Origin of the sequence: Citrobacter sp. RHBSTW-00887 (genome assembly GCF_013728095.1) — a bacterium.
Lineage (GTDB): Bacteria > Pseudomonadota > Gammaproteobacteria > Enterobacterales > Enterobacteriaceae > Citrobacter > Citrobacter braakii.
Map to the genome: position 1 here is coordinate 575,194 of NZ_CP056267.1, position 19,438 is coordinate 594,631.

Genomic DNA, 19,438 nt, shown 5'->3' on the forward strand with positions numbered 1-19,438 from the left:
CCGATTTGGTATTGGAGGATGCGGTTATGGCATGGTGGAGAGTTCAACGTGGATTGTAAGTGGCTGGAAGATTTTCTGGCATTGAGTCAGCATGGAAACTACTCTCAGGCCGCGGCGCAGCGGCATATTACTCAACCCGCACTCAGTCGGCGTATAAAGGCGCTGGAAGAGGTGTTAGGGGTGCCGTTGTTTGACCGGACCACGACCCCCGTTACGCTGACACGCTATGGTGAACGCTTTGAACCCTATGCCCGGCACGTCCTCAGTACACTAACAGAGGCGCGCCACGAGCTATCGGCGATGACGCCAGCAACGGACAATACGCTGGTGATGGTTAGCTTGCATACGCTGTCGGTGAATATCCTGCCGGATATGATCAACTATCTGCGACAGAGCGAACCGCAGTTAAATTTTACGGTTAATGCCAGTATTCAGGGGATAGACAACCATTTTAACGCCTTGATAGATCGGCAAATCGATCTGCTGGTGACCTACGATTTACCATCTTCGCAGCCGGGGCTGGAGATTGCCGGAGGGTTAAAACGTTCACTATGGCGGTATGAGCGATTTATACCGGTTATTTCTGCGCAGTTGGCTAATGCGCTTAACGATCCGCATGCGCCGATCCCATGGCTATGCTATAGCGACTACACCTTTGTCAGACGCATTATTGAGCCAGCTGAACAACGCGTCCGCCCACGTCTGAAAAAAGTGTTTGAGAGTGGTTTAAGCGAAACGATACGAGAAATGGTGCTGCGGCATATGGGGATGGCATGGTTACCCGAATCGATGGTGGCGGAAGAGTTGGTGAACCAGCAAATTATTCACTGCTGGCCAGAAAACGCTGACCTGATTTGTGAAATCCCCGTTGTGGTATGGGCGAATCTTGACGATCAACGCGCCGTCATGCAGAGATGCTGGGAGAAATTGCTGCGTTTTTGATTGATATGGCGATTTTTTCCGCAGTTGATACAATGCCAACAAATTGCCCTTGCGAAGGTTATTCGCTTTGGTTAGTATTCACACCCGCTTCAGTGGGAAACAGTAAACATTCCCGCTTTAATGGTCGAAGCATTGTACGCGGCAACTCCGCAAGGAACAGGTTGATTATGCACGAAGCTCTTTTAGTAGTTTTCCTTATTGTGGCAATTGGCCTGGTAGGCTTGATCATGCTGCAGCAAGGCAAAGGCGCTGATATGGGAGCCTCTTTTGGCGCAGGCGCTTCTGGTACTCTGTTTGGTTCAAGTGGTTCTGGTAACTTCATGACCCGCATGACAGCTGTATTGGGAACCTTGTTCTTCATCATCAGTCTGGTGCTGGGTAACATGAACAGCAATAAGACCAATAAAGGAAGTGAGTGGGAAAATCTGAGTGCACCGGCGAAAACCGAGCAAACTCAGCCAGCTGCTCCGGCTCAGCCGACCAGCGATATCCCGCGCTAAGTATTCTGTACCGAGGTGGTGGAATTGGTAGACACGCTACCTTGAGGTGGTAGTGCCCTAACGGGCTTGTGGGTTCGAGTCCCATCCTCGGTACCAAATTCCAAAAAAAAGACGCTGCAAAGCGTCTTTTTTTTCGTCTGTCATTTGTGGTAGTTCTGTAGGTCGGATAAGACATTTAGGACTCCATCCGACTATTAAAATACCTGATGATGCCAAGCTTATCAGGCCTCAGGGTAACAGAACATCCCTATTTTTGCGCATAAAAAAGGCCGCTTTCGCGGCCTGAAGATGATGAATATTTACTTCGCCTTGTTTTCCAGATTCTCAACCTGCGGCAGGCCGGTTGTGGAAGAGGCGGTCAGCAGGCCAGACTGCGCATAACCGAACAGCTTCTCGCGGGTATCAGTGATATCCAGATTACGCATGGTCAACTGACCGATACGATCATCCGGAGAGAATACTGAGTCGCCTTTTTCCATCGTCAGACGTTCTGGTTTGTAAGTCAGATTGTCAGACACGGTGTTGAGGATTGAGTAATCATTACCGCGACGCAGTTCCAGCGTCACTTCACCCGTAATCTGGCTGGCAACCCAACGCTGCAGACCGTCACGCAGCATCAGCGCCTGAGAGTCAAACCAGCGGCCCTGATACAACAGACGACCAAGCTGGCGACCGTGCGCGTGATACTGCTCGATGGTGTCTTCGTTGTGAATCCCGGTCAGCAGACGCTCATAGGCGATGTGCAGCAATGCCATCCCCGGAGCTTCGTAGATGCCCCGGCTTTTCGCTTCAATGATACGGTTTTCAATCTGATCGCTCATACCCAGACCGTGACGACCGCCGATACGGTTGGCTTCCAGCATCATCTCAACGTCGTCGCTAAAGGTTTTACCGTTCAGCGCAACCGGATGACCCTGCTCGAAACGCACGGTGACTTCTTCTGCCGGGATCTTCACGCTCTCATCCCAGAATTTCACGCCCATAATCGGGTTGACGATTTTGACGCTGGAGTTCAGAAACTCGAGGTCTTTTGCTTCGTGGGTCGCCCCGAGCATATTGGAGTCCGTGGAGTACGCTTTCTCAACGGACATCTTGTAGTCGAAACCACAGGCAATCATAAATTCGGACATCTCATGACGACCGCCGAGTTCATCGATAAAATCGGTATCCAGCCATGGTTTGTAAATCTGCAGTTCGGCGTTGGTCAGCAGACCGTAACGATAGAAACGTTCAATATCGTTACCTTTATAGGTGCTACCGTCACCCCAGATATTTACGCCATCTTCTTTCATGGCCGCAACCAGCATGGTGCCGGTGACAGCACGGCCCAGCGGAGTGGTATTGAAATAGGTCAGTCCGCCGGTGGTGTTGTGGAATGCACCGCACTGAATCGCTGCGATCCCTTCGGCAACCAGCTGCTTACGGCAATCTACCAGGCGAGCATTCTCAGCACCATATTCCATTGCACGGCGAGGAATGGCGTCATAGTCATCCTCATCCGGCTGGCCCAAATTCGCAGTATATGCATATGGGACAGCCCCTTTTTGTCGCATCCACAGCAGTGCTGCACTGGTGTCCAGGCCGCCGGAAAAAGCGATACCAATACGTTGACCTACCGGGAGATGCTTGAGAATCGTCGTCATAAAATAAAACCCTGCTTGATAGACTGGTGAAGAGGTCGGCTTATTATACTAATTGCATTTTTATGCAAAATAAGTGAGTTTTCATTTAATCATCTTTTCTGGATGACAGGAAGAGTTTAGTGATAATTTCGTTAAATAACGGCGCGGGTGACACATTTATCTGGTCGAATATTCGCTGGGCAGCATTCATTGATTTGCATAGTCGTAACAAGGTTGACATACCGCATAGTGAATCAATATACTGTGCGCAGATTTTACGTCCCGTCCTCGGTACCAAATCCCAGCAGTATTTGCATTTTTTACCCAAAACGAGTAAAATTTGCCACGTTTCAGGCGCGGGGTGGAGCAGCCTGGTAGCTCGTCGGGCTCATAACCCGAAGGTCGTCGGTTCAAATCCGGCCCCCGCAACCACTTTCCCTTAGAGTTCTTTTTCAAATATACTGTGAAGACTTAGGCCTTCGTAGCTGGATTTGAAAAAAATTCTTTCGGAAGGTTTTCCGAACCGCAGGTGCGGTTATAGGGTTCAGTTATATAAAGCCCCGATTTATCGGGGTTTTTTGTTATCTGACTACAGAATAACTGGGCTTTAGGCCCTTTTTTTATGTCTTGGGGGTGGGCTTGTCCACATTAGAGCAAAAATTAACAGAGATGATTACAGCGCCAGTTGAAGCCCTGGGCTACGAGTTGGTCGGCATCGAATTTATTCGTGGTCGCACATCCACACTGCGCATCTATATTGATAGTGAAGATGGCATCAATGTTGATGATTGTGCTGATGTGAGCCATCAGGTAAGCGCCGTGATGGATGTCGAAGACCCAATCACCGTTGCCTACAACCTGGAAGTCTCCTCTCCGGGTCTCGACCGTCCTCTGTTCACAGCTGAACACTACGTGCGTTTCCTGGGTGAAGAAGTGACGCTGGTTCTTCGTATGGCGGTACAAAACCGTCGTAAATGGCAGGGCGTTATCAAAGCGGTGGATGGTGAGATGATCACGGTCACAGTCGAAGGTAAAGATGAAGTGTTCGCGCTGAGTAATATCCAGAAGGCGAACCTGGTTCCCCACTTTTAACAGTCTGGATTGAGGTGAAAAGCCCGCGATGAACAAAGAAATTTTGGCTGTTGTTGAAGCCGTATCCAACGAAAAAGCGCTGCCACGCGAGAAAATTTTTGAAGCGCTGGAAAGTGCGCTGGCTACAGCAACAAAGAAAAAATATGAGCAAGAGATCGACGTTCGCGTAGAAATCGATCGTAAAAGCGGTGATTTCGATACCTTCCGTCGTTGGGTAATCGTAGAAGAAGTTACTCAGCCGACCAAAGAAATTACGCTGGAAGCGGCACGCTTCGAAGACGAAAGCCTGAACGTGGGCGAATATGTTGAAGATCAGATTGAGTCTGTCACCTTTGACCGTATCACCACCCAGACCGCGAAACAGGTTATCGTACAGAAAGTACGTGAAGCCGAACGCGCAATGGTTGTCGATCAGTTCCGCGAACACGAAGGCGAAATCGTCACCGGTGTGGTGAAGAAAGTTAACCGCGACAACATTTCTCTGGATCTGGGCAGCAATGCTGAAGCCGTGATCCTGCGTGAAGACATGCTGCCGCGTGAAAACTTCCGCCCAGGCGACCGTATCCGTGGCGTTCTTTACTCTGTACGCCCGGAAGCGCGCGGTGCCCAGCTGTTCGTAACCCGTTCCAAACCGGAAATGCTGATAGAGCTGTTCCGCATTGAAGTGCCGGAAATTGGCGAAGAAGTGATCGAAATTAAAGCGGCTGCTCGCGATCCGGGTTCACGTGCGAAAATCGCCGTTAAGACCAACGACAAGCGTATTGATCCGGTCGGCGCCTGTGTGGGTATGCGCGGTGCGCGCGTTCAGGCGGTTTCTACCGAACTGGGCGGCGAGCGTATCGATATCGTCCTGTGGGATGATAATCCGGCGCAGTTCGTGATTAACGCAATGGCGCCAGCAGACGTCGCTTCTATCGTGGTGGATGAAGACAAACACACCATGGATATCGCGGTTGAAGCCGGTAACCTGGCTCAGGCGATTGGACGTAATGGTCAGAACGTCCGCCTGGCTTCACAACTGAGCGGTTGGGAACTCAACGTGATGACCGTTGATGACCTGCAGGCGAAGCATCAGGCTGAAGCACATGCAGCCATTGATACCTTCACCAAATATCTCGATATCGATGAAGATTTCGCGACGGTTCTGGTAGAAGAAGGTTTTGCGACGCTGGAAGAACTGGCCTACGTGCCAATGAAAGAGCTGCTGGAAATTGACGGCCTGGATGAACAGACCGTTGAAGCGCTGCGCGAGCGTGCTAAAAACGCACTGACCACTCTGGCACTGGCCCAGGAAGAAAGTCTCGGTGATAACAAACCGGCTGACGATCTGCTGAATCTGGAAGGATTGGATCGTGAGATGGCCTTCAAACTGGCTGCCCGTGGTGTTTGTACGCTGGAAGATCTCGCTGAACAGGGCATTGATGATCTGGCTGATATCGAAGGGTTGACCGACGAAAAAGCCGGTGAGCTGATTATGGCTGCCCGTAATATTTGCTGGTTCGGCGACGAAGCGTAATAAACTGTAGCAGGAAGGAACAGTATGACAGATGTAACCGTAAAAACGCTGGCTGCAGAGATACAGACCTCCGTGGATCGCCTGGTACAGCAATTTGCTGATGCAGGTATCCCGAAGTCTGCTGACGACTCTGTGTCCGCACAAGAGAAACAAACCTTACTGGCGCATTTGAACCGTGAAAACGGCTCAGCGCCCGATAAGTTGACATTGCAGCGTAAAACGCGCAGTACTCTCAATATTCCAGGTACCGGTGGAAAAAGCAAATCGGTACAAATCGAAGTCCGCAAGACACGCACCTTTGTGAAACGCGATCCGCAAGAGGCTGAACGCCTTGCCGCGGAAGAGCAGGCGCAGCGTGAAGCGGAAGAGCAAGCCCGTCGTGAGGCAGAAGAAGCTGCCAAACGCGAGGCGCAACAAAAAGCCGAACGTGAGGCCGCAGAACAAGCTAAGCGTGAAGCCGCTGATAAAGCGAAACGTGAAGCTGCGGAAAAAGACAAAGTGAGCAATCAACAGACCGACGATATGACTAAAACCGCCCAGGCCGAAAAAGCCCGCCGTGAAAATGAAGCCGCAGAACTGAAGCGTAAAGCGGAAGAAGAAGCACGTCGCAAGCTTGAAGAAGAAGCGCGCCGCGTAGCGGAAGAAGCTCGCCGTATGGCGGAAGAAAACGAGAAGAATGGTGTGAATAACGCTGAACCTGTTGAAGATACCAGCGATTATCACGTCACCACCTCTCAGCATGCTCGCCAGGCAGAAGACGAGAACGATCGCGAAGTAGAAGGCGGTCGTGGTCGTACTCGCAGCACGAAAGCAGCGCGTCCGGCGAAGAAAGGTAACAAACACGCTGAATCTAAAGCTGACCGTGAAGAAGCGCGTGCAGCGGTTCGCGGCGGTAAAGGCGGTAAGCAGCGTAAAGGTTCCGCTCTGCAGCAGGGCTTCCAGAAGCCGGCTCAGGCCGTTAACCGTGACGTTGTGATCGGCGAAACCATCACCGTTGGCGATCTGGCGAACAAGATGGCAGTCAAAGGTTCTCAGGTCATCAAAGCGATGATGAAGCTGGGCGCAATGGCGACCATTAACCAGGTCATCGACCAGGAAACCGCACAGCTGGTTGCCGAAGAGATGGGCCACAAAGTTATCCTGCGTCGTGAAAACGAGCTGGAAGAAGCAGTAATGAGCGACCGTGACACCGGCGCTGCGGCAGAACCGCGCGCACCGGTAGTGACCATCATGGGTCACGTTGACCACGGTAAAACGTCTCTGCTGGACTACATTCGCTCCACGAAAGTTGCCTCTGGCGAAGCGGGCGGCATTACTCAGCACATCGGTGCGTACCATGTTGAAACTGACAACGGTATGATCACCTTCCTGGATACCCCGGGTCACGCCGCGTTTACCTCCATGCGTGCTCGCGGTGCTCAGGCAACGGATATCGTTGTTCTGGTTGTTGCAGCAGATGACGGCGTGATGCCGCAGACTATCGAAGCTATCCAGCACGCGAAAGCGGCAGGTGTGCCGGTAGTGGTTGCAGTCAACAAAATCGATAAACCAGAAGCGGATCCAGATCGCGTTAAAAACGAACTGTCCCAGTACGGCATCATGCCGGAAGATTGGGGCGGCGAGAGCCAGTTCGTCCACGTTTCTGCGAAAGCGGGTACCGGTATTGACGAACTGCTGGATGCTATCCTGCTGCAGGCCGAAGTACTGGAACTGAAAGCTGTGCGTAAAGGTATGGCGAGCGGTGCGGTTATCGAATCCTTCCTGGATAAAGGTCGTGGTCCGGTTGCTACCGTGCTGGTACGTGAAGGTACGCTGAACAAAGGCGACATCGTACTGTGTGGTTTCGAATACGGCCGCGTTCGTGCGATGCGTAACGAACTGGGTCAGGAAGTACTGGAAGCGGGTCCGTCTATTCCGGTGGAAATCCTGGGTCTGTCCGGTGTTCCGGCTGCGGGTGACGAAGTTACCGTTGTTCGTGACGAGAAGAAAGCCCGTGAAGTTGCACTGTACCGTCAGGGCAAATTCCGTGAAGTTAAACTGGCTCGTCAGCAGAAATCTAAACTGGAGAACATGTTCGCCAACATGACCGAAGGCGAAGTTCACGAAGTGAACATCGTTCTGAAGGCCGATGTTCAGGGTTCTGTAGAAGCGATTTCCGACTCTTTACTGAAACTGTCTACCGACGAAGTAAAAGTGAAGATTATCGGTTCTGGCGTAGGTGGTATCACCGAAACCGACGCGACCCTGGCTGCGGCATCCAACGCGATTCTGGTTGGCTTCAACGTCCGTGCTGATGCCTCTGCACGTAAAGTTATCGAATCAGAAAGCCTGGATCTGCGTTACTACTCCGTCATCTATCATCTGATCGACGAAGTGAAAGCAGCGATGAGCGGCATGCTGTCTCCGGAACTGAAACAGCAGATCATTGGTCTGGCTGAAGTTCGTGATGTGTTCAAATCACCGAAATTCGGCGCTATCGCAGGCTGTATGGTTACCGAAGGCACGATTAAACGTCACAACCCAATCCGCGTACTGCGCGACAACGTGGTTATCTATGAAGGCGAGCTGGAATCCCTGCGCCGCTTCAAGGATGACGTCAACGAAGTCCGTAATGGCATGGAATGTGGTATCGGCGTTAAGAACTACAACGACGTTCGCGTTGGCGATATGATCGAAGTGTTCGAGATTATCGAGATCAAACGTACCATCGCATAATCTTCGTCGTCTTTTGGGCCGCAACTGCGTTGGCTGCGCTCGCTCACCCCGGTCACATAGTTATCTATGCTCCCGGGGATTTACGAGTTTGCCGCCTTGCTGCAACCCAAAATCCTTAGAAGATGATTAAGTGTAGGCTGGGGAAGCGAAGCGCCACCCGGCAAGAAATTTAAAAAGGGGCTTATGGCCCCTTTTTTGTCTTTATTCTGGAGAATTTATTATGGCGAAAGAATTTGGTCGCCCACAGCGTGTCGCGCAGGAGATGCAGAAAGAAATCGCACTCATCCTGCAACGCGAAATCAAAGACCCGCGTGTTGGTATGATGACCACCGTATCGGGTGTTGAGATGTCCCGAGACCTGGCATACGCTAAAGTGTTCGTGACTTTCCTCAACGATCAGGACGAAGCTGCCGTGAAAAACGGCATTAAGGCACTGCAGGAAGCCTCTGGTTTTATCCGCTCTTTGCTGGGTAAAGCAATGCGTCTGCGTATCGTGCCTGAGCTGACCTTCTTCTACGACAATTCGTTAGTTGAAGGGATGCGCATGTCCAACCTGGTGACCAGCGTGGTGAAACATGACGATGAGCGTCGTGTGAACCCAGCGGACGACAGCAAGGAGGACTGATGAGTCGTCCTCGTCGTCGTGGTCGCGACATTCACGGTGTTCTGCTGCTGGATAAGCCGCAGGGCATGTCCAGCAATGACGTACTGCAAAAAGTAAAGCGCATCTACAATGCCAACCGCGCGGGACATACCGGCGCGCTGGATCCGCTGGCGACAGGCATGCTGCCTATCTGCCTCGGTGAAGCGACTAAGTTTTCCCAGTATTTGCTGGATTCTGACAAACGCTATCGTGTGGTTGCCCGTCTGGGCCAACGTACCGACACCTCCGATGCCGATGGGCAAATCGTGCAGGAGCGTCCGGTAACCTTCAGCGCAGAGCAGCTTGCCAGCGCGCTGGAGACTTTCCGTGGCGATATCGAGCAGATTCCGTCAATGTATTCGGCGCTGAAGTACCAGGGTAAAAAGCTGTACGAATATGCGCGTCAGGGCATTGAAGTGCCGCGTGAAGCGCGCCCGATTACCGTCTATGAGCTGCTGTTTATTCGCCACGAAGGTAACGAGCTGGAGCTGGAAGTTCACTGCTCCAAAGGCACTTATATTCGCACCATCGTTGACGATCTCGGTGAGAAGCTGGGCTGCGGCGCGCACGTAACGTATCTGCGTCGTCTGACGGTCAGCAAGTATCCGGTGGATCGTATGGTTACGCTGGAACACCTGCATGAGCTGGTTGAACAGGCCGAACAGCAGAACATTCCGGCGGCGCAGCTGCTTGATCCTTTGCTGATGCCAATGGACAGTCCTGCATCGGACTACCCTGTTGTTAATTTGCCTTTAACATCGTCGGTTTACTTTAAAAATGGTAACCCGGTACGGACGTCAGGTGCGCCGCTTGAAGGGCTGGTGCGCGTGACGGAAGGCGATGACGGCAAGTTTATCGGCATGGGGGAGATGGACGATGAAGGTCGTGTCGCCCCTCGTCGCCTGGTGGTTGAGTATCCTGCATAGCGCTCTCTGTCTTGCGATAAAAGGGCGCTGCGAGTAGAATACTGCCGCTTAACGTCGCGTAAATTGTTTAACAATCTGCGTGACGTGTACACAAAATCATTCGAGCTGCATCAAGGCGGCAGGTCTGAGGATCCTCAGGAGCTTACTCAGGTAAGTGACCGAGGTGAGCGGACACAGCCAGCGCAGGGTCAGTTTGAAGAAGGCGTGTATACACTGGGATAGCTGAATTAGAGATCGGCATCCTTTCATTCTTAACACTTTGGAGTTTTAAAATGTCTCTAAGTACTGAAGCTACCGCTAAAATCGTTTCTGAGTTTGGTCGTGATGCAAACGACACCGGTTCTACCGATGTTCAGGTTGCTCTGTTGACTGCACAGATTAACCACCTGCAGGGCCACTTTGCAGAGCACAAAAAAGATCACCACAGCCGTCGTGGTCTGCTGCGCATGGTTTCTCAGCGTCGTAAACTGCTCGACTACCTGAAACGTAAAGATGTTGCACGTTACACCGCGCTGATCGAGCGTCTGGGTCTGCGTCGCTAATTCTTTCGAGTTTCAGAAAGAGGGGGCCTTCATGGCCCCTTTTTTCCAGCAGATGGCAGCAATTCGCTGGAAACTAATGTATTGTTGCTATGAATGATCTTCCGTTGCAGAGGTTCGCGCGGCTAATGAGAGGCTTTACTCATGCTTATGGGTTAGGGTTGTCATTAGTCGCGAGGATGCGCAGAAGATCGGGTATTAACGATGGCGCAAAAATGTGTCGTCAAAAAATAGAGAAAGGATATTAATTTGCTTAATCCGATCGTTCGTAAATTCCAGTACGGTCAGCATACCGTTACGCTGGAAACCGGCATGATGGCGCGTCAGGCGACTGCCGCTGTTATGGTTAGCATGGATGACACTGCGGTATTCGTTACCGTTGTTGGCCAGAAAAAAGCGAAACCAGGCCAGGACTTTTTCCCACTGACCGTTAACTATCAGGAGCGTACCTACGCTGCTGGCCGTATCCCGGGTAGCTTCTTCCGTCGTGAAGGCCGCCCAAGCGAAGGCGAAACCCTGATCGCGCGTCTGATTGACCGCCCGGTTCGCCCGCTGTTCCCGGAAGGCTTCGTTAACGAAGTTCAGGTTATCGCGACCGTTGTTTCCGTTAACCCGCAGGTTAACCCGGATATCGTGGCAATGATTGGTGCATCTGCTGCGCTGACTCTGTCTGGCATCCCATTCAACGGCCCGATCGGTGCTGCACGTGTTGGTTACATCAATGACCAGTACGTACTGAACCCGACTCAGGACGAACTGAAAGAAAGCAAGCTGGACCTGGTTGTTGCTGGTACTGAAGCTGCCGTACTGATGGTTGAATCCGAAGCTGAACTGCTGAGCGAAGACCAGATGCTGGGCGCTGTAGTATTCGGCCACGAACAGCAGCAGGTTGTTATTCAGGCTATCAACGAGCTGGCGAAAGAAGCTGGCAAACCGCGTTGGGACTGGCAGCCAGAAGCCGTCAACGAAGCGCTGAACGCACGCGTTGCCGCACTGGCAGAAGCTCGTCTGAGCGATGCTTACCGTATCACCGACAAACAAGAGCGTTACGCTCAGGTTGACGTGATCAAATCTGAAACCATCGCAACTCTGGTGGCTGAAGACGAAACCCTGGACGCTAACGAACTGGGTGAAATCCTGCACGCTATCGAGAAAAATGTTGTTCGCAGCCGCGTATTGGCAGGCGAGCCGCGCATCGATGGCCGTGAAAAAGATATGATCCGTGGTCTGGACGTGCGTACTGGCGTGCTGCCGCGTACCCACGGTTCCGCACTGTTCACCCGTGGTGAAACTCAGGCGCTGGTTACTGCGACCCTAGGCACCACTCGTGATGCGCAGAACCTTGACGAGCTGATGGGCGAGCGTACTGACAACTTCCTGTTCCACTACAACTTCCCTCCGTACTGCGTAGGTGAAACCGGTATGGTCGGTTCTCCGAAGCGTCGTGAGATTGGTCACGGTCGTCTGGCGAAGCGTGGCGTACTGGCAGTGATGCCGGAACTGGATAAATTCCCGTACACCGTACGTGTGGTTTCTGAAATCACCGAATCTAACGGTTCTTCTTCCATGGCTTCCGTATGTGGTGCTTCTCTGGCGCTGATGGACGCAGGCGTGCCGATCAAAGCTGCCGTTGCGGGTATCGCGATGGGTCTGGTGAAAGAAGGCGACAACTTTGTTGTTCTGTCTGACATCCTGGGCGACGAAGACCACCTGGGCGATATGGACTTCAAAGTGGCGGGTTCCCGCGACGGTATCTCTGCACTGCAGATGGATATCAAAATTGAAGGTATCACCAAAGAGATCATGCAGGTTGCTCTGAACCAGGCTAAAGGTGCGCGTCTGCACATCCTGGGTGTGATGGAACAAGCGATCAACGCACCGCGTGGTGACATTTCTCAGTTCGCTCCGCGTATCCACACCATCAAGATCAGCCCGGACAAGATCAAAGACGTTATCGGTAAAGGCGGTTCTGTTATCCGTGCTCTGACCGAAGAAACCGGCACCACCATTGAAATTGAAGATGATGGTACTGTGAAGATTGCTGCGACCGACGGCGAGAAAGCGAAATATGCTATCCGTCGTATCGAAGAGATCACCGCAGAGATCGAAGTAGGCCGTATCTACAATGGTAAAGTGACCCGTATCGTTGACTTTGGCGCATTCGTTGCCATTGGTGGCGGTAAAGAAGGTCTGGTACACATCTCTCAGATCGCTGACAAACGCGTTGAGAAAGTGACCGATTACCTGCAGATGGGCCAGGAAGTACCGGTCAAAGTTCTGGAAGTTGATCGCCAGGGCCGTGTACGTCTGAGCATTAAAGAAGCAACTGAGCAGTCTCAGCCTGCAGGCGAACCGGAAGCTCCGGCAAGCCAGGGCGAGTAAGGTTGCCATTGCCCTCCGTGAAAGTGGAGGGCTTTTAACCCGGCAGGACGCCTTGTTAGCAACCGGGGAACCTGGACGTTCATTCAATCGTTGTCTTCGGGAGTGGGAAATGAAGCCTTTTTTGCGCTGGTGTTTCGTTGCGACAGCACTCACGCTGGCTGGATGCAGTAATTCCGCCTGGCGTAAGAGTGAAGTCCTCGCAGTACCATTGCAACCGACTTTGCAGCAGGAAGTGATTCTGGCACGTATGGAACAAATTCTTGCCAGTCGGGCTTTAACCGATGACGAACGCGCACAGCTTTTATATGAGCGCGGAGTGTTGTATGATAGTCTCGGTCTGAGGGCACTGGCGCGAAATGATTTTTCACAAGCGCTGGCAATCCGACCAGATATGCCTGAAGTATTCAATTACTTAGGTATATATTTAACGCAGGCAGGCAATTTTGATGCTGCCTATGAAGCGTTTGATTCTGTACTTGAGCTTGATCCAACTTACAACTACGCGCACTTAAATCGCGGTATCGCATTGTATTACGGCGGTCGCGACAAGTTAGCGCAAGATGATCTGCTAGCGTTTTATCAAGACGATCCCAATGATCCTTTCCGTAGTCTGTGGCTTTATCTCGCCGAGCAGAAGCTCGATGAGAAGCAGGCTAAAGAAGCGTTAAAGCAACGCTTTGAGAAATCGGATAAAGAGCAATGGGGATGGAACATTGTCGAGTTCTACCTGGGCAACATTAGCGAAGCAACGCTGATGGAACGCCTAAAGGCGGACGCAACGGATAACACCTCGCTCGCTGAGCATCTCAGTGAAACCAACTTCTATTTAGGTAAGTACTACCTAAGTCTGGGGGATTTGGACAACGCTACGGCATTGTTCAAACTGGCGGTGGCTAACAACGTTCATAACTTTGTTGAGCACCGATACGCATTGTTGGAATTATCGCTCCTGGGCCAGGACCAAGATGACCTGGCAGAATCGGACCAGCAATAGCTGACGTACACATCAGCCCGTAATCTTTTTTGATTGCCATCACCTTCACGGGTGAGGGCGTTGTTGTTCGTTAATACACCTACTTTGAGCCGGTTCACACTTTTCAATGAAAATTGCAGATCAATTTCATGATGAGTTATGTAGACTGGCCGCCATTAATTTTGAGGCACACGTACTACATGGCTGAATTCGAAACCACTTTTGCAGATCTGGGCCTGAAGGCTCCTATCCTTGAAGCCCTTACCGATCTGGGTTACGAAAAACCATCTCCAATCCAGGCAGAGTGCATTCCGCATCTGCTGGGCGGCCGCGATGTTCTGGGTATGGCCCAGACGGGTAGCGGCAAAACTGCAGCGTTCTCTTTACCGCTGCTCAACAATCTTGATCCTGAGCTGAAGGCACCTCAGATTCTGGTGCTGGCACCGACCCGCGAACTGGCGGTTCAGGTTGCAGAAGCCATGACGGATTTCTCTAAACACATGCGCGGCGTGAACGTGGTTGCCCTGTACGGCGGCCAACGTTATGACGTGCAATTACGTGCCCTGCGTCAGGGACCACAGATCGTTGTCGGTACGCCGGGCCGTCTGCTGGACCACCTGAAGCGCGGTACTCTGGACCTCTCCAAACTGAGCGGTCTGGTACTGGACGAAGCTGATGAAATGCTGCGTATGGGCTTCATCGAAGACGTTGAAACCATCATGGCGCAGATCCCGGAAGGTCATCAGACCGCTCTGTTCTCCGCGACTATGCCGGAAGCGATTCGTCGTATTACCCGCCGCTTTATGAAAGAGCCGCAGGAAGTACGCATTCAGTCCAGCGTAACTACCCGTCCTGACATCAGCCAGAGCTACTGGACCGTCTGGGGCATGCGTAAAAATGAAGCGCTGGTGCGTTTCCTGGAAGCAGAAGACTTTGATGCGGCGATTATCTTCGTTCGTACCAAAAATGCGACCCTGGAAGTGGCAGAAGCGCTGGAGCGTAGCGGTTATAGCAGCGCTGCACTGAACGGCGACATGAACCAGTCCCTGCGTGAGCAGACTCTGGAGCGTCTGAAAGATGGCCGTCTGGATATTCTGATTGCTACCGACGTTGCGGCCCGTGGCCTGGACGTTGAGCGTATCAGCCTGGTTGTTAACTACGACATCCCGATGGATTCCGAATCTTACGTTCACCGTATCGGCCGTACCGGTCGTGCGGGCCGTGCGGGTCGTGCGCTGCTGTTCGTTGAGAACCGTGAGCGTCGTCTGCTGCGTAACATCGAACGCACCATGAAGCTGACTATTCCGGAAGTAGAACTGCCGAACGCAGACCTGCTGGGCAAACGCCGTCTGGAAAAATTCGCCGCTAAAGTACAGCAGCAGCTGGAAAGCAGCGATCTGGATCAGTACCGTGCTCTGCTGGCGAAAATGCAGCCGGAAGAAGAACTGGATATCGAAACGCTGGCAGCCGCACTGCTGAAAATGGCTCAGGGCGAACGCCCGCTGATCCTGCCGCCAGATGCGCCGATGCGTCCGAAACGCGAATTCCGCGACCGTGACGATCGTGGTCCGCGTGACCGCAACGATCGTGGCCCGCGTGGTGACCGTAATGAGCGTGGTGGTGAAGACCGTCCGCGTCGTGAACGTCGTGACGTTGGCGATATGCAGCTGTACCGCATTGAAGTGGGCCGTGATGACGGTGTTGAAGTCCGTCATATCGTTGGTGCGATTGCTAACGAAGGCGATATCAGCAGCCGTTACATCGGTAACATCAAGCTGTTTGCTTTCCACTCTACCATCGAGCTGCCGAAAGGTATGCCGGGCGACGTGCTGCAGCACTTTACCCGTACTCGCATCCTGAACAAGCCGATGAACATGCAGCTGGTTGGCGATGCAGTTCCGCACACCGGTGGTGAGCGTCGTGGCGGTGGCCGTTTCAGCGGTGAGCGTCGTGAAGGCGGTCGTGGAGAAGGTCGTGGTTTCAGCGGCGAGCGTCGTGAAGGCGGTCGTAGCGAAGGTCGTCGTTTCAGCGGCGAACGTCGTGAAGGCAACCGCGGTCCGCGTCGTGACGATTCTTCTGCTCCGCGTCGTGATGATTCCGCTGGTCGTCGTCGTTTCGGTGGTGATGCGTAATCCATGCGAAATTACGGTTTAATACCGTAAAGTAAAATATACAGCCCCGATCTCAACAATCGGGGCTTTTTTTATTTCATTTGTACTCGTGTACTGGTACAGTGCAGCACATTGAAATGTAGTCACAATATAAATGACTGGAGAGATGGCTAAATGGCAACACTAACCACCACCCAAACGTCACCTTCGCTGCTTGGCGGCGTGGTGATCATCGGCGGCACCATTATTGGCGCAGGGATGTTTTCTCTGCCAGTGGTCATGTCCGGGGCGTGGTTCTTCTGGTCAATGGCGGCGCTGATCTTCACCTGGTTTTGTATGCTGCACTCCGGGCTGATGATCCTTGAAGCTAACCTCAATTACCGCATTGGTTCCAGCTTTGACACCATCACGAAAGATCTGCTGGGCAAAGGCTGGAACGTTGTGAACGGCATCTCGATTGCTTTCGTTCTCTATATCCTTACCTATGCGTATATCTCGGCGAGCGGTTCGATCCTGCATCACACCTTCTCGGAGATGTCGCTGAACGTTCCGGCACGTGCGGCAGGTCTTGGTTTTGCGCTGCTGGTGGCGTTCGTGGTGTGGTTAAGCACCAAAGCGGTTAGCCGCATGACGGCGATTGTGCTGGGCGCGAAGGTGATTACTTTTTTCCTGACCTTCGGCAGTCTGCTGGGGCATGTTACGCCTACTACGCTGTTTAACGTGGCGCAGAGCAACGCTTCGTATACGCCGTACCTGCTGATGACGTTACCGTTCTGCCTGGCCTCATTCGGCTATCACGGCAACGTCCCGAGCCTGATGAAGTATTACGGCAAAGATCCGAAGACCATCGTTAAGTGCCTGGTGTACGGCACGCTGCTGGCGCTGGTGCTGTATACCGTATGGTTGCTGGGGACGATGGGTAACATCCCGCGTCCGGAATTTATCGGTATTGCGCAGCAGGGCGGTAACATTGATGTGCTGGTACAGGCGCTGAGCGGAGTGCTGAACAGCCGCAGTCTGGATCTGCTGCTGGTGGTGTTCTCCAACTTTGCGGTGGCGAGTTCATTCCTCGGGGTCACGCTCGGTCTGTTTGACTATTTGGCGGATCTGTTTGGCTTTGATGACTCGGCAATGGGACGTTTTAAAACGGCATTGCTAACGTTTGTCCCGCCGATTGTCGGTGGCCTGCTGTGGCCGAACGGTTTCCTGTACGCCATTGGCTATGCAGGGCTTGCCGCGACCATCTGGGCCGCCATTGTTCCGGCGCTGCTGGCCCGTAAATCCCGTGAGCGTTTCGGCAGCCCGAAATTCCGTGTCTGGGGCGGCAAGCCGATGATTGCGCTGATCCTGGTATTCGGTATCGGCAACGCGGTTATCCATATTCTGTCGAGCGTGAATTTGTTGCCTGTGTACCAGTAACCTTTTAGTGCCGGATGGCGGTTGCGCCTTATCCGGCCTATACGGTCTCGTAAGCCCGGTAAGCGAAGCGCCACCGGGCAAAACAACGATTACCCCACCAACTCTTCTTTCACCTGCATCGCCAGGTCAAACGAATGTAGCCGTGCCTGATGATCAAAAATCTGGCCGTTAACCATAATTTCATCGGCCTGGGTTTCACGCAAAATGGCGTCGAGACCGTGTCGCACTTTCGCCTTATCACCAACCAGCGACATGCTCAGAGCCTGTTGTACGCCGTACTGCTCGGAAGCGGACCACAGCTGATGCATATTCTCTACCGGTGGCGGTAGCTGGCCGGTTTCGCCACGACGCAGTTTCACAAACGCCTGCTGCATTGAGGTGAAAAGAAATTCGGCATCGCGGTTGCTGTCGGCGGCAATGATGTTGATGCACACCATCGCATACGGTTTTGCCAGCCGCTCAGAGGCCTTGAACTGGGTGCGATACAGATGCAGCGCCTGATGCAACATATCCGGAGCAAAGTGCGAGGCGAAGGCAAATGGCAGGCCTAGCTGGGCTGCCAGCTGTGCGCTGTACAGGCTGGAGCCTAATAACCAGACCGGGATCTGCTCGCCGTAGCCGGGAACCGGGCGTACATGAGGATTTGGATCGCGGGCGTCGAACCAGTCCACCAGTTCAGCTACGTCGCGCGGGAAGTTATCGATATCACCACTCATATGGCGGCGCAACGCGCGCATGGTCGGTTGGTCGCTACCCGGCGCGCGGCCAAGCCCGAGATCGATTCGTCCCGGATACAGCGTATTCAGGGTACCGAACTGCTCGGCGATCACCAGCGGCGAATGGTTGGGCAGCATAACGCCGCCAGAACCAAGATGCAGCGTGGTGGTATTGGCCGCCAGATAGCCAATCAGCACAGAGGTCGCCGCGCTGGCGATGCCGGTCATGTTGTGATGTTCTGCCAGCCAGTAACGGTGGTAGCCGCGCTTTTCGGCCAGTCGAGCGAGATCAAGCGAGTGTGTGAAGGCCTCTTTTGCCGAAGATCCTTCAGGGATCGGCGCCAGATCCAGCACCGAGAACGGAATAGTTTTGTCAGTCATAACGGCTCACTTTGTTACCGGTTAATCTTTTAATACTGCATTAAAGATTAGCGAATGTTGTTAACAAAGTGAGCTATTAATCACGGCTGTAGTTCAAGACCTGCCAGCCGTTTCCAGTAGCCGTTGCAGTCGCTGTGGGCAGCAAGCGGTAATGGGGCAGTGCCATTTTCATTGGCGCGGAAGGCATCGAGCATGGCGAACGTGTCGCTGCCTGAAGGGGACAGACGCACAATATCAACCAGACCCTGCATCGATGTCAGCTCGTTGCCGAGGTTGTAAACATAGCCGCTCATAGTCTGGATGCCGTTGAGGACAAAGACCTGCTGATTCTCCTGCGACAGCACATCGCGCCCATTCGGGTATTTGATGCAGCAGGTTTCACACTCGTCTTTTGGACGGTCTTCAGAGCGTGCGGTAAAGCATCGGGCAGAGTACGCCAGCGGCAGATGCCCGTAGCTCAGTACCTCTACTTCAAACTGATTGCGAATACCCAGCTCTTCACACTGGTTGAGCAGATTGACCAGCCAGTCACGGGACAGTTCTACCGGCATACACCAGCGCACCATGCCCTGCCTGAGCAGCAAACGCAGGGTTACCGCGTTGTAGCAGTTGAGCGCATGCCCGGCGACAAACGGCAGCTTACGCTCGGCGCACATGTTTACCACGCCGAGATCGCTGGCTTCCAGCAGGAAGTCGCCGTTTTCGACATAGCGCTTCAGCTCTCCCAGTTCAGAGGAGGCCTGCACCAGCGCCAGCGTTGACAGCACCACCTGTTTACCGCTGCCAGCGAGCGATTTCGCCATATCGATCCAGTCGCCTACTTTGGTGGCGCGGCGTTTACTGCACACCGCTTCGCCAAGATAGATAACGTCGGCCTGGCTGGTGGCGGCCTGCTGATAAAAATCTTCCAGCGTTTCTTTCGGCCAGTACCACAGCACCGGCCCTAAGGAATATTTCATTG

At 53.0% G+C, this 19,438-nt stretch carries 16 protein-coding genes and 2 tRNA genes; 15 read left to right on the forward strand and 3 right to left on the reverse strand.

Annotated features, from left to right (window positions below; all coding sequences use genetic code 11):
- Nucleotides 1-48 precede the first annotated feature (48 nt).
- The 3 genes from HV314_RS02770 to HV314_RS02780 all read left to right on the forward strand — a co-directional run bounded on the left by HV314_RS02770 (nt 49) and on the right by HV314_RS02780 (nt 1,538).
- On the forward strand, nt 49-942 hold the full coding sequence (locus tag HV314_RS02770; RefSeq protein WP_047358519.1) for a LysR family transcriptional regulator: 894 nt from the start codon (nt 49-51) through the stop codon (nt 940-942).
- Between the two features lie 167 nt (nt 943-1,109).
- On the forward strand, nt 1,110-1,442 hold the full coding sequence (gene secG, locus HV314_RS02775) for a preprotein translocase subunit SecG (RefSeq protein WP_003025000.1): 333 nt from the start codon (nt 1,110-1,112) through the stop codon (nt 1,440-1,442).
- A 9-nt stretch (nt 1,443-1,451) separates the two neighbouring features.
- Nucleotides 1,452-1,538 (forward strand) — tRNA-Leu (locus HV314_RS02780).
- Between the two features lie 203 nt (nt 1,539-1,741).
- Here the strand turns inward: HV314_RS02780 and argG are convergent.
- Complete coding sequence (gene argG / locus HV314_RS02785) at nt 1,742-3,085, reverse strand: argininosuccinate synthase (protein ID WP_003024998.1); 1,344 nt, start codon at nt 3,083-3,085, stop codon at nt 1,742-1,744.
- A 334-nt stretch (nt 3,086-3,419) separates the two neighbouring features.
- On the opposite strand from argG, the gene HV314_RS02790 reads away from it, so the two are divergent.
- The 12 genes from HV314_RS02790 (at nt 3,420) to mtr (ending at nt 17,380) form a co-directional block, all read left to right on the forward strand.
- Nucleotides 3,420-3,496 (forward strand) — tRNA-Met (locus HV314_RS02790).
- Nucleotides 3,497-3,703: 207 nt separating this feature from the next.
- Nucleotides 3,704-4,156 (forward strand): ribosome maturation factor RimP, encoded by a 453-nt coding sequence (gene rimP / locus HV314_RS02795; protein ID WP_003024996.1) that lies wholly within the window; start codon nt 3,704-3,706, stop codon nt 4,154-4,156.
- A gap of 28 nt (nt 4,157-4,184) precedes the next feature.
- Nucleotides 4,185-5,672, forward strand: a complete 1,488-nt coding sequence (gene nusA / locus HV314_RS02800; RefSeq protein ID WP_003024992.1) for a transcription termination factor NusA — start codon at nt 4,185-4,187, stop codon at nt 5,670-5,672.
- A 24-nt stretch (nt 5,673-5,696) separates the two neighbouring features.
- Nucleotides 5,697-8,387 (forward strand): translation initiation factor IF-2, encoded by a 2,691-nt coding sequence (gene infB, locus HV314_RS02805; protein WP_016154667.1) that lies wholly within the window; start codon nt 5,697-5,699, stop codon nt 8,385-8,387.
- Nucleotides 8,388-8,607: 220 nt separating this feature from the next.
- A complete protein-coding gene (rbfA, locus tag HV314_RS02810; RefSeq protein WP_003024988.1) occupies nt 8,608-9,012 on the forward strand; it encodes a 30S ribosome-binding factor RbfA in 405 nt (134 codons plus the stop codon).
- Nucleotides 9,012-9,956, forward strand: coding sequence for a tRNA pseudouridine(55) synthase TruB (truB, locus tag HV314_RS02815; RefSeq protein ID WP_047358518.1), 945 nt, complete (start codon nt 9,012-9,014; stop codon nt 9,954-9,956). Before rbfA ends, truB begins: the two co-directional genes overlap by 1 nt.
- Nucleotides 9,957-10,228: 272 nt before the next feature.
- Nucleotides 10,229-10,498, forward strand: a complete 270-nt coding sequence (gene rpsO, locus HV314_RS02820; RefSeq protein ID WP_000059465.1) for a 30S ribosomal protein S15 — start codon at nt 10,229-10,231, stop codon at nt 10,496-10,498.
- Between the two features lie 246 nt (nt 10,499-10,744).
- Nucleotides 10,745-12,877, forward strand: a complete 2,133-nt coding sequence (gene pnp / locus HV314_RS02825; protein ID WP_008785911.1) for a polyribonucleotide nucleotidyltransferase — start codon at nt 10,745-10,747, stop codon at nt 12,875-12,877.
- Nucleotides 12,878-12,986: 109 nt separating this feature from the next.
- A complete protein-coding gene (gene nlpI, locus HV314_RS02830; RefSeq protein ID WP_003024982.1) occupies nt 12,987-13,871 on the forward strand; it encodes a lipoprotein NlpI in 885 nt (294 codons plus the stop codon).
- Nucleotides 13,872-13,977: 106 nt separating this feature from the next.
- Nucleotides 13,978-14,058, forward strand: a complete 81-nt coding sequence (gene yrbN / locus HV314_RS02835; protein ID WP_010723222.1) for a protein YrbN — start codon at nt 13,978-13,980, stop codon at nt 14,056-14,058.
- A complete protein-coding gene (locus tag HV314_RS02840; RefSeq protein ID WP_181547266.1) occupies nt 14,051-15,982 on the forward strand; it encodes a DEAD/DEAH family ATP-dependent RNA helicase in 1,932 nt (643 codons plus the stop codon). The genes yrbN and HV314_RS02840 overlap by 8 nt, the downstream gene beginning before the upstream one ends.
- A 153-nt stretch (nt 15,983-16,135) precedes the next feature.
- Entirely contained in the window at nt 16,136-17,380 is a 1,245-nt protein-coding gene (gene mtr, locus HV314_RS02845; protein WP_016154664.1) for a tryptophan permease, read from the forward strand.
- An 89-nt stretch (nt 17,381-17,469) separates the two neighbouring features.
- On the opposite strand, the gene HV314_RS02850 is transcribed toward mtr, so the two are convergent.
- Both HV314_RS02850 and HV314_RS02855 read right to left on the reverse strand, forming a co-directional pair.
- Nucleotides 17,470-18,477, reverse strand: a complete 1,008-nt coding sequence (locus HV314_RS02850) for a luciferase-like monooxygenase (protein WP_094761384.1) — start codon at nt 18,475-18,477, stop codon at nt 17,470-17,472.
- A gap of 80 nt (nt 18,478-18,557) precedes the next feature.
- Entirely contained in the window at nt 18,558-19,436 is an 879-nt protein-coding gene (locus HV314_RS02855; RefSeq protein WP_019077776.1) for a U32 family peptidase, read from the reverse strand.
- Between the last annotated feature and the right edge of the window lie 2 nt (nt 19,437-19,438).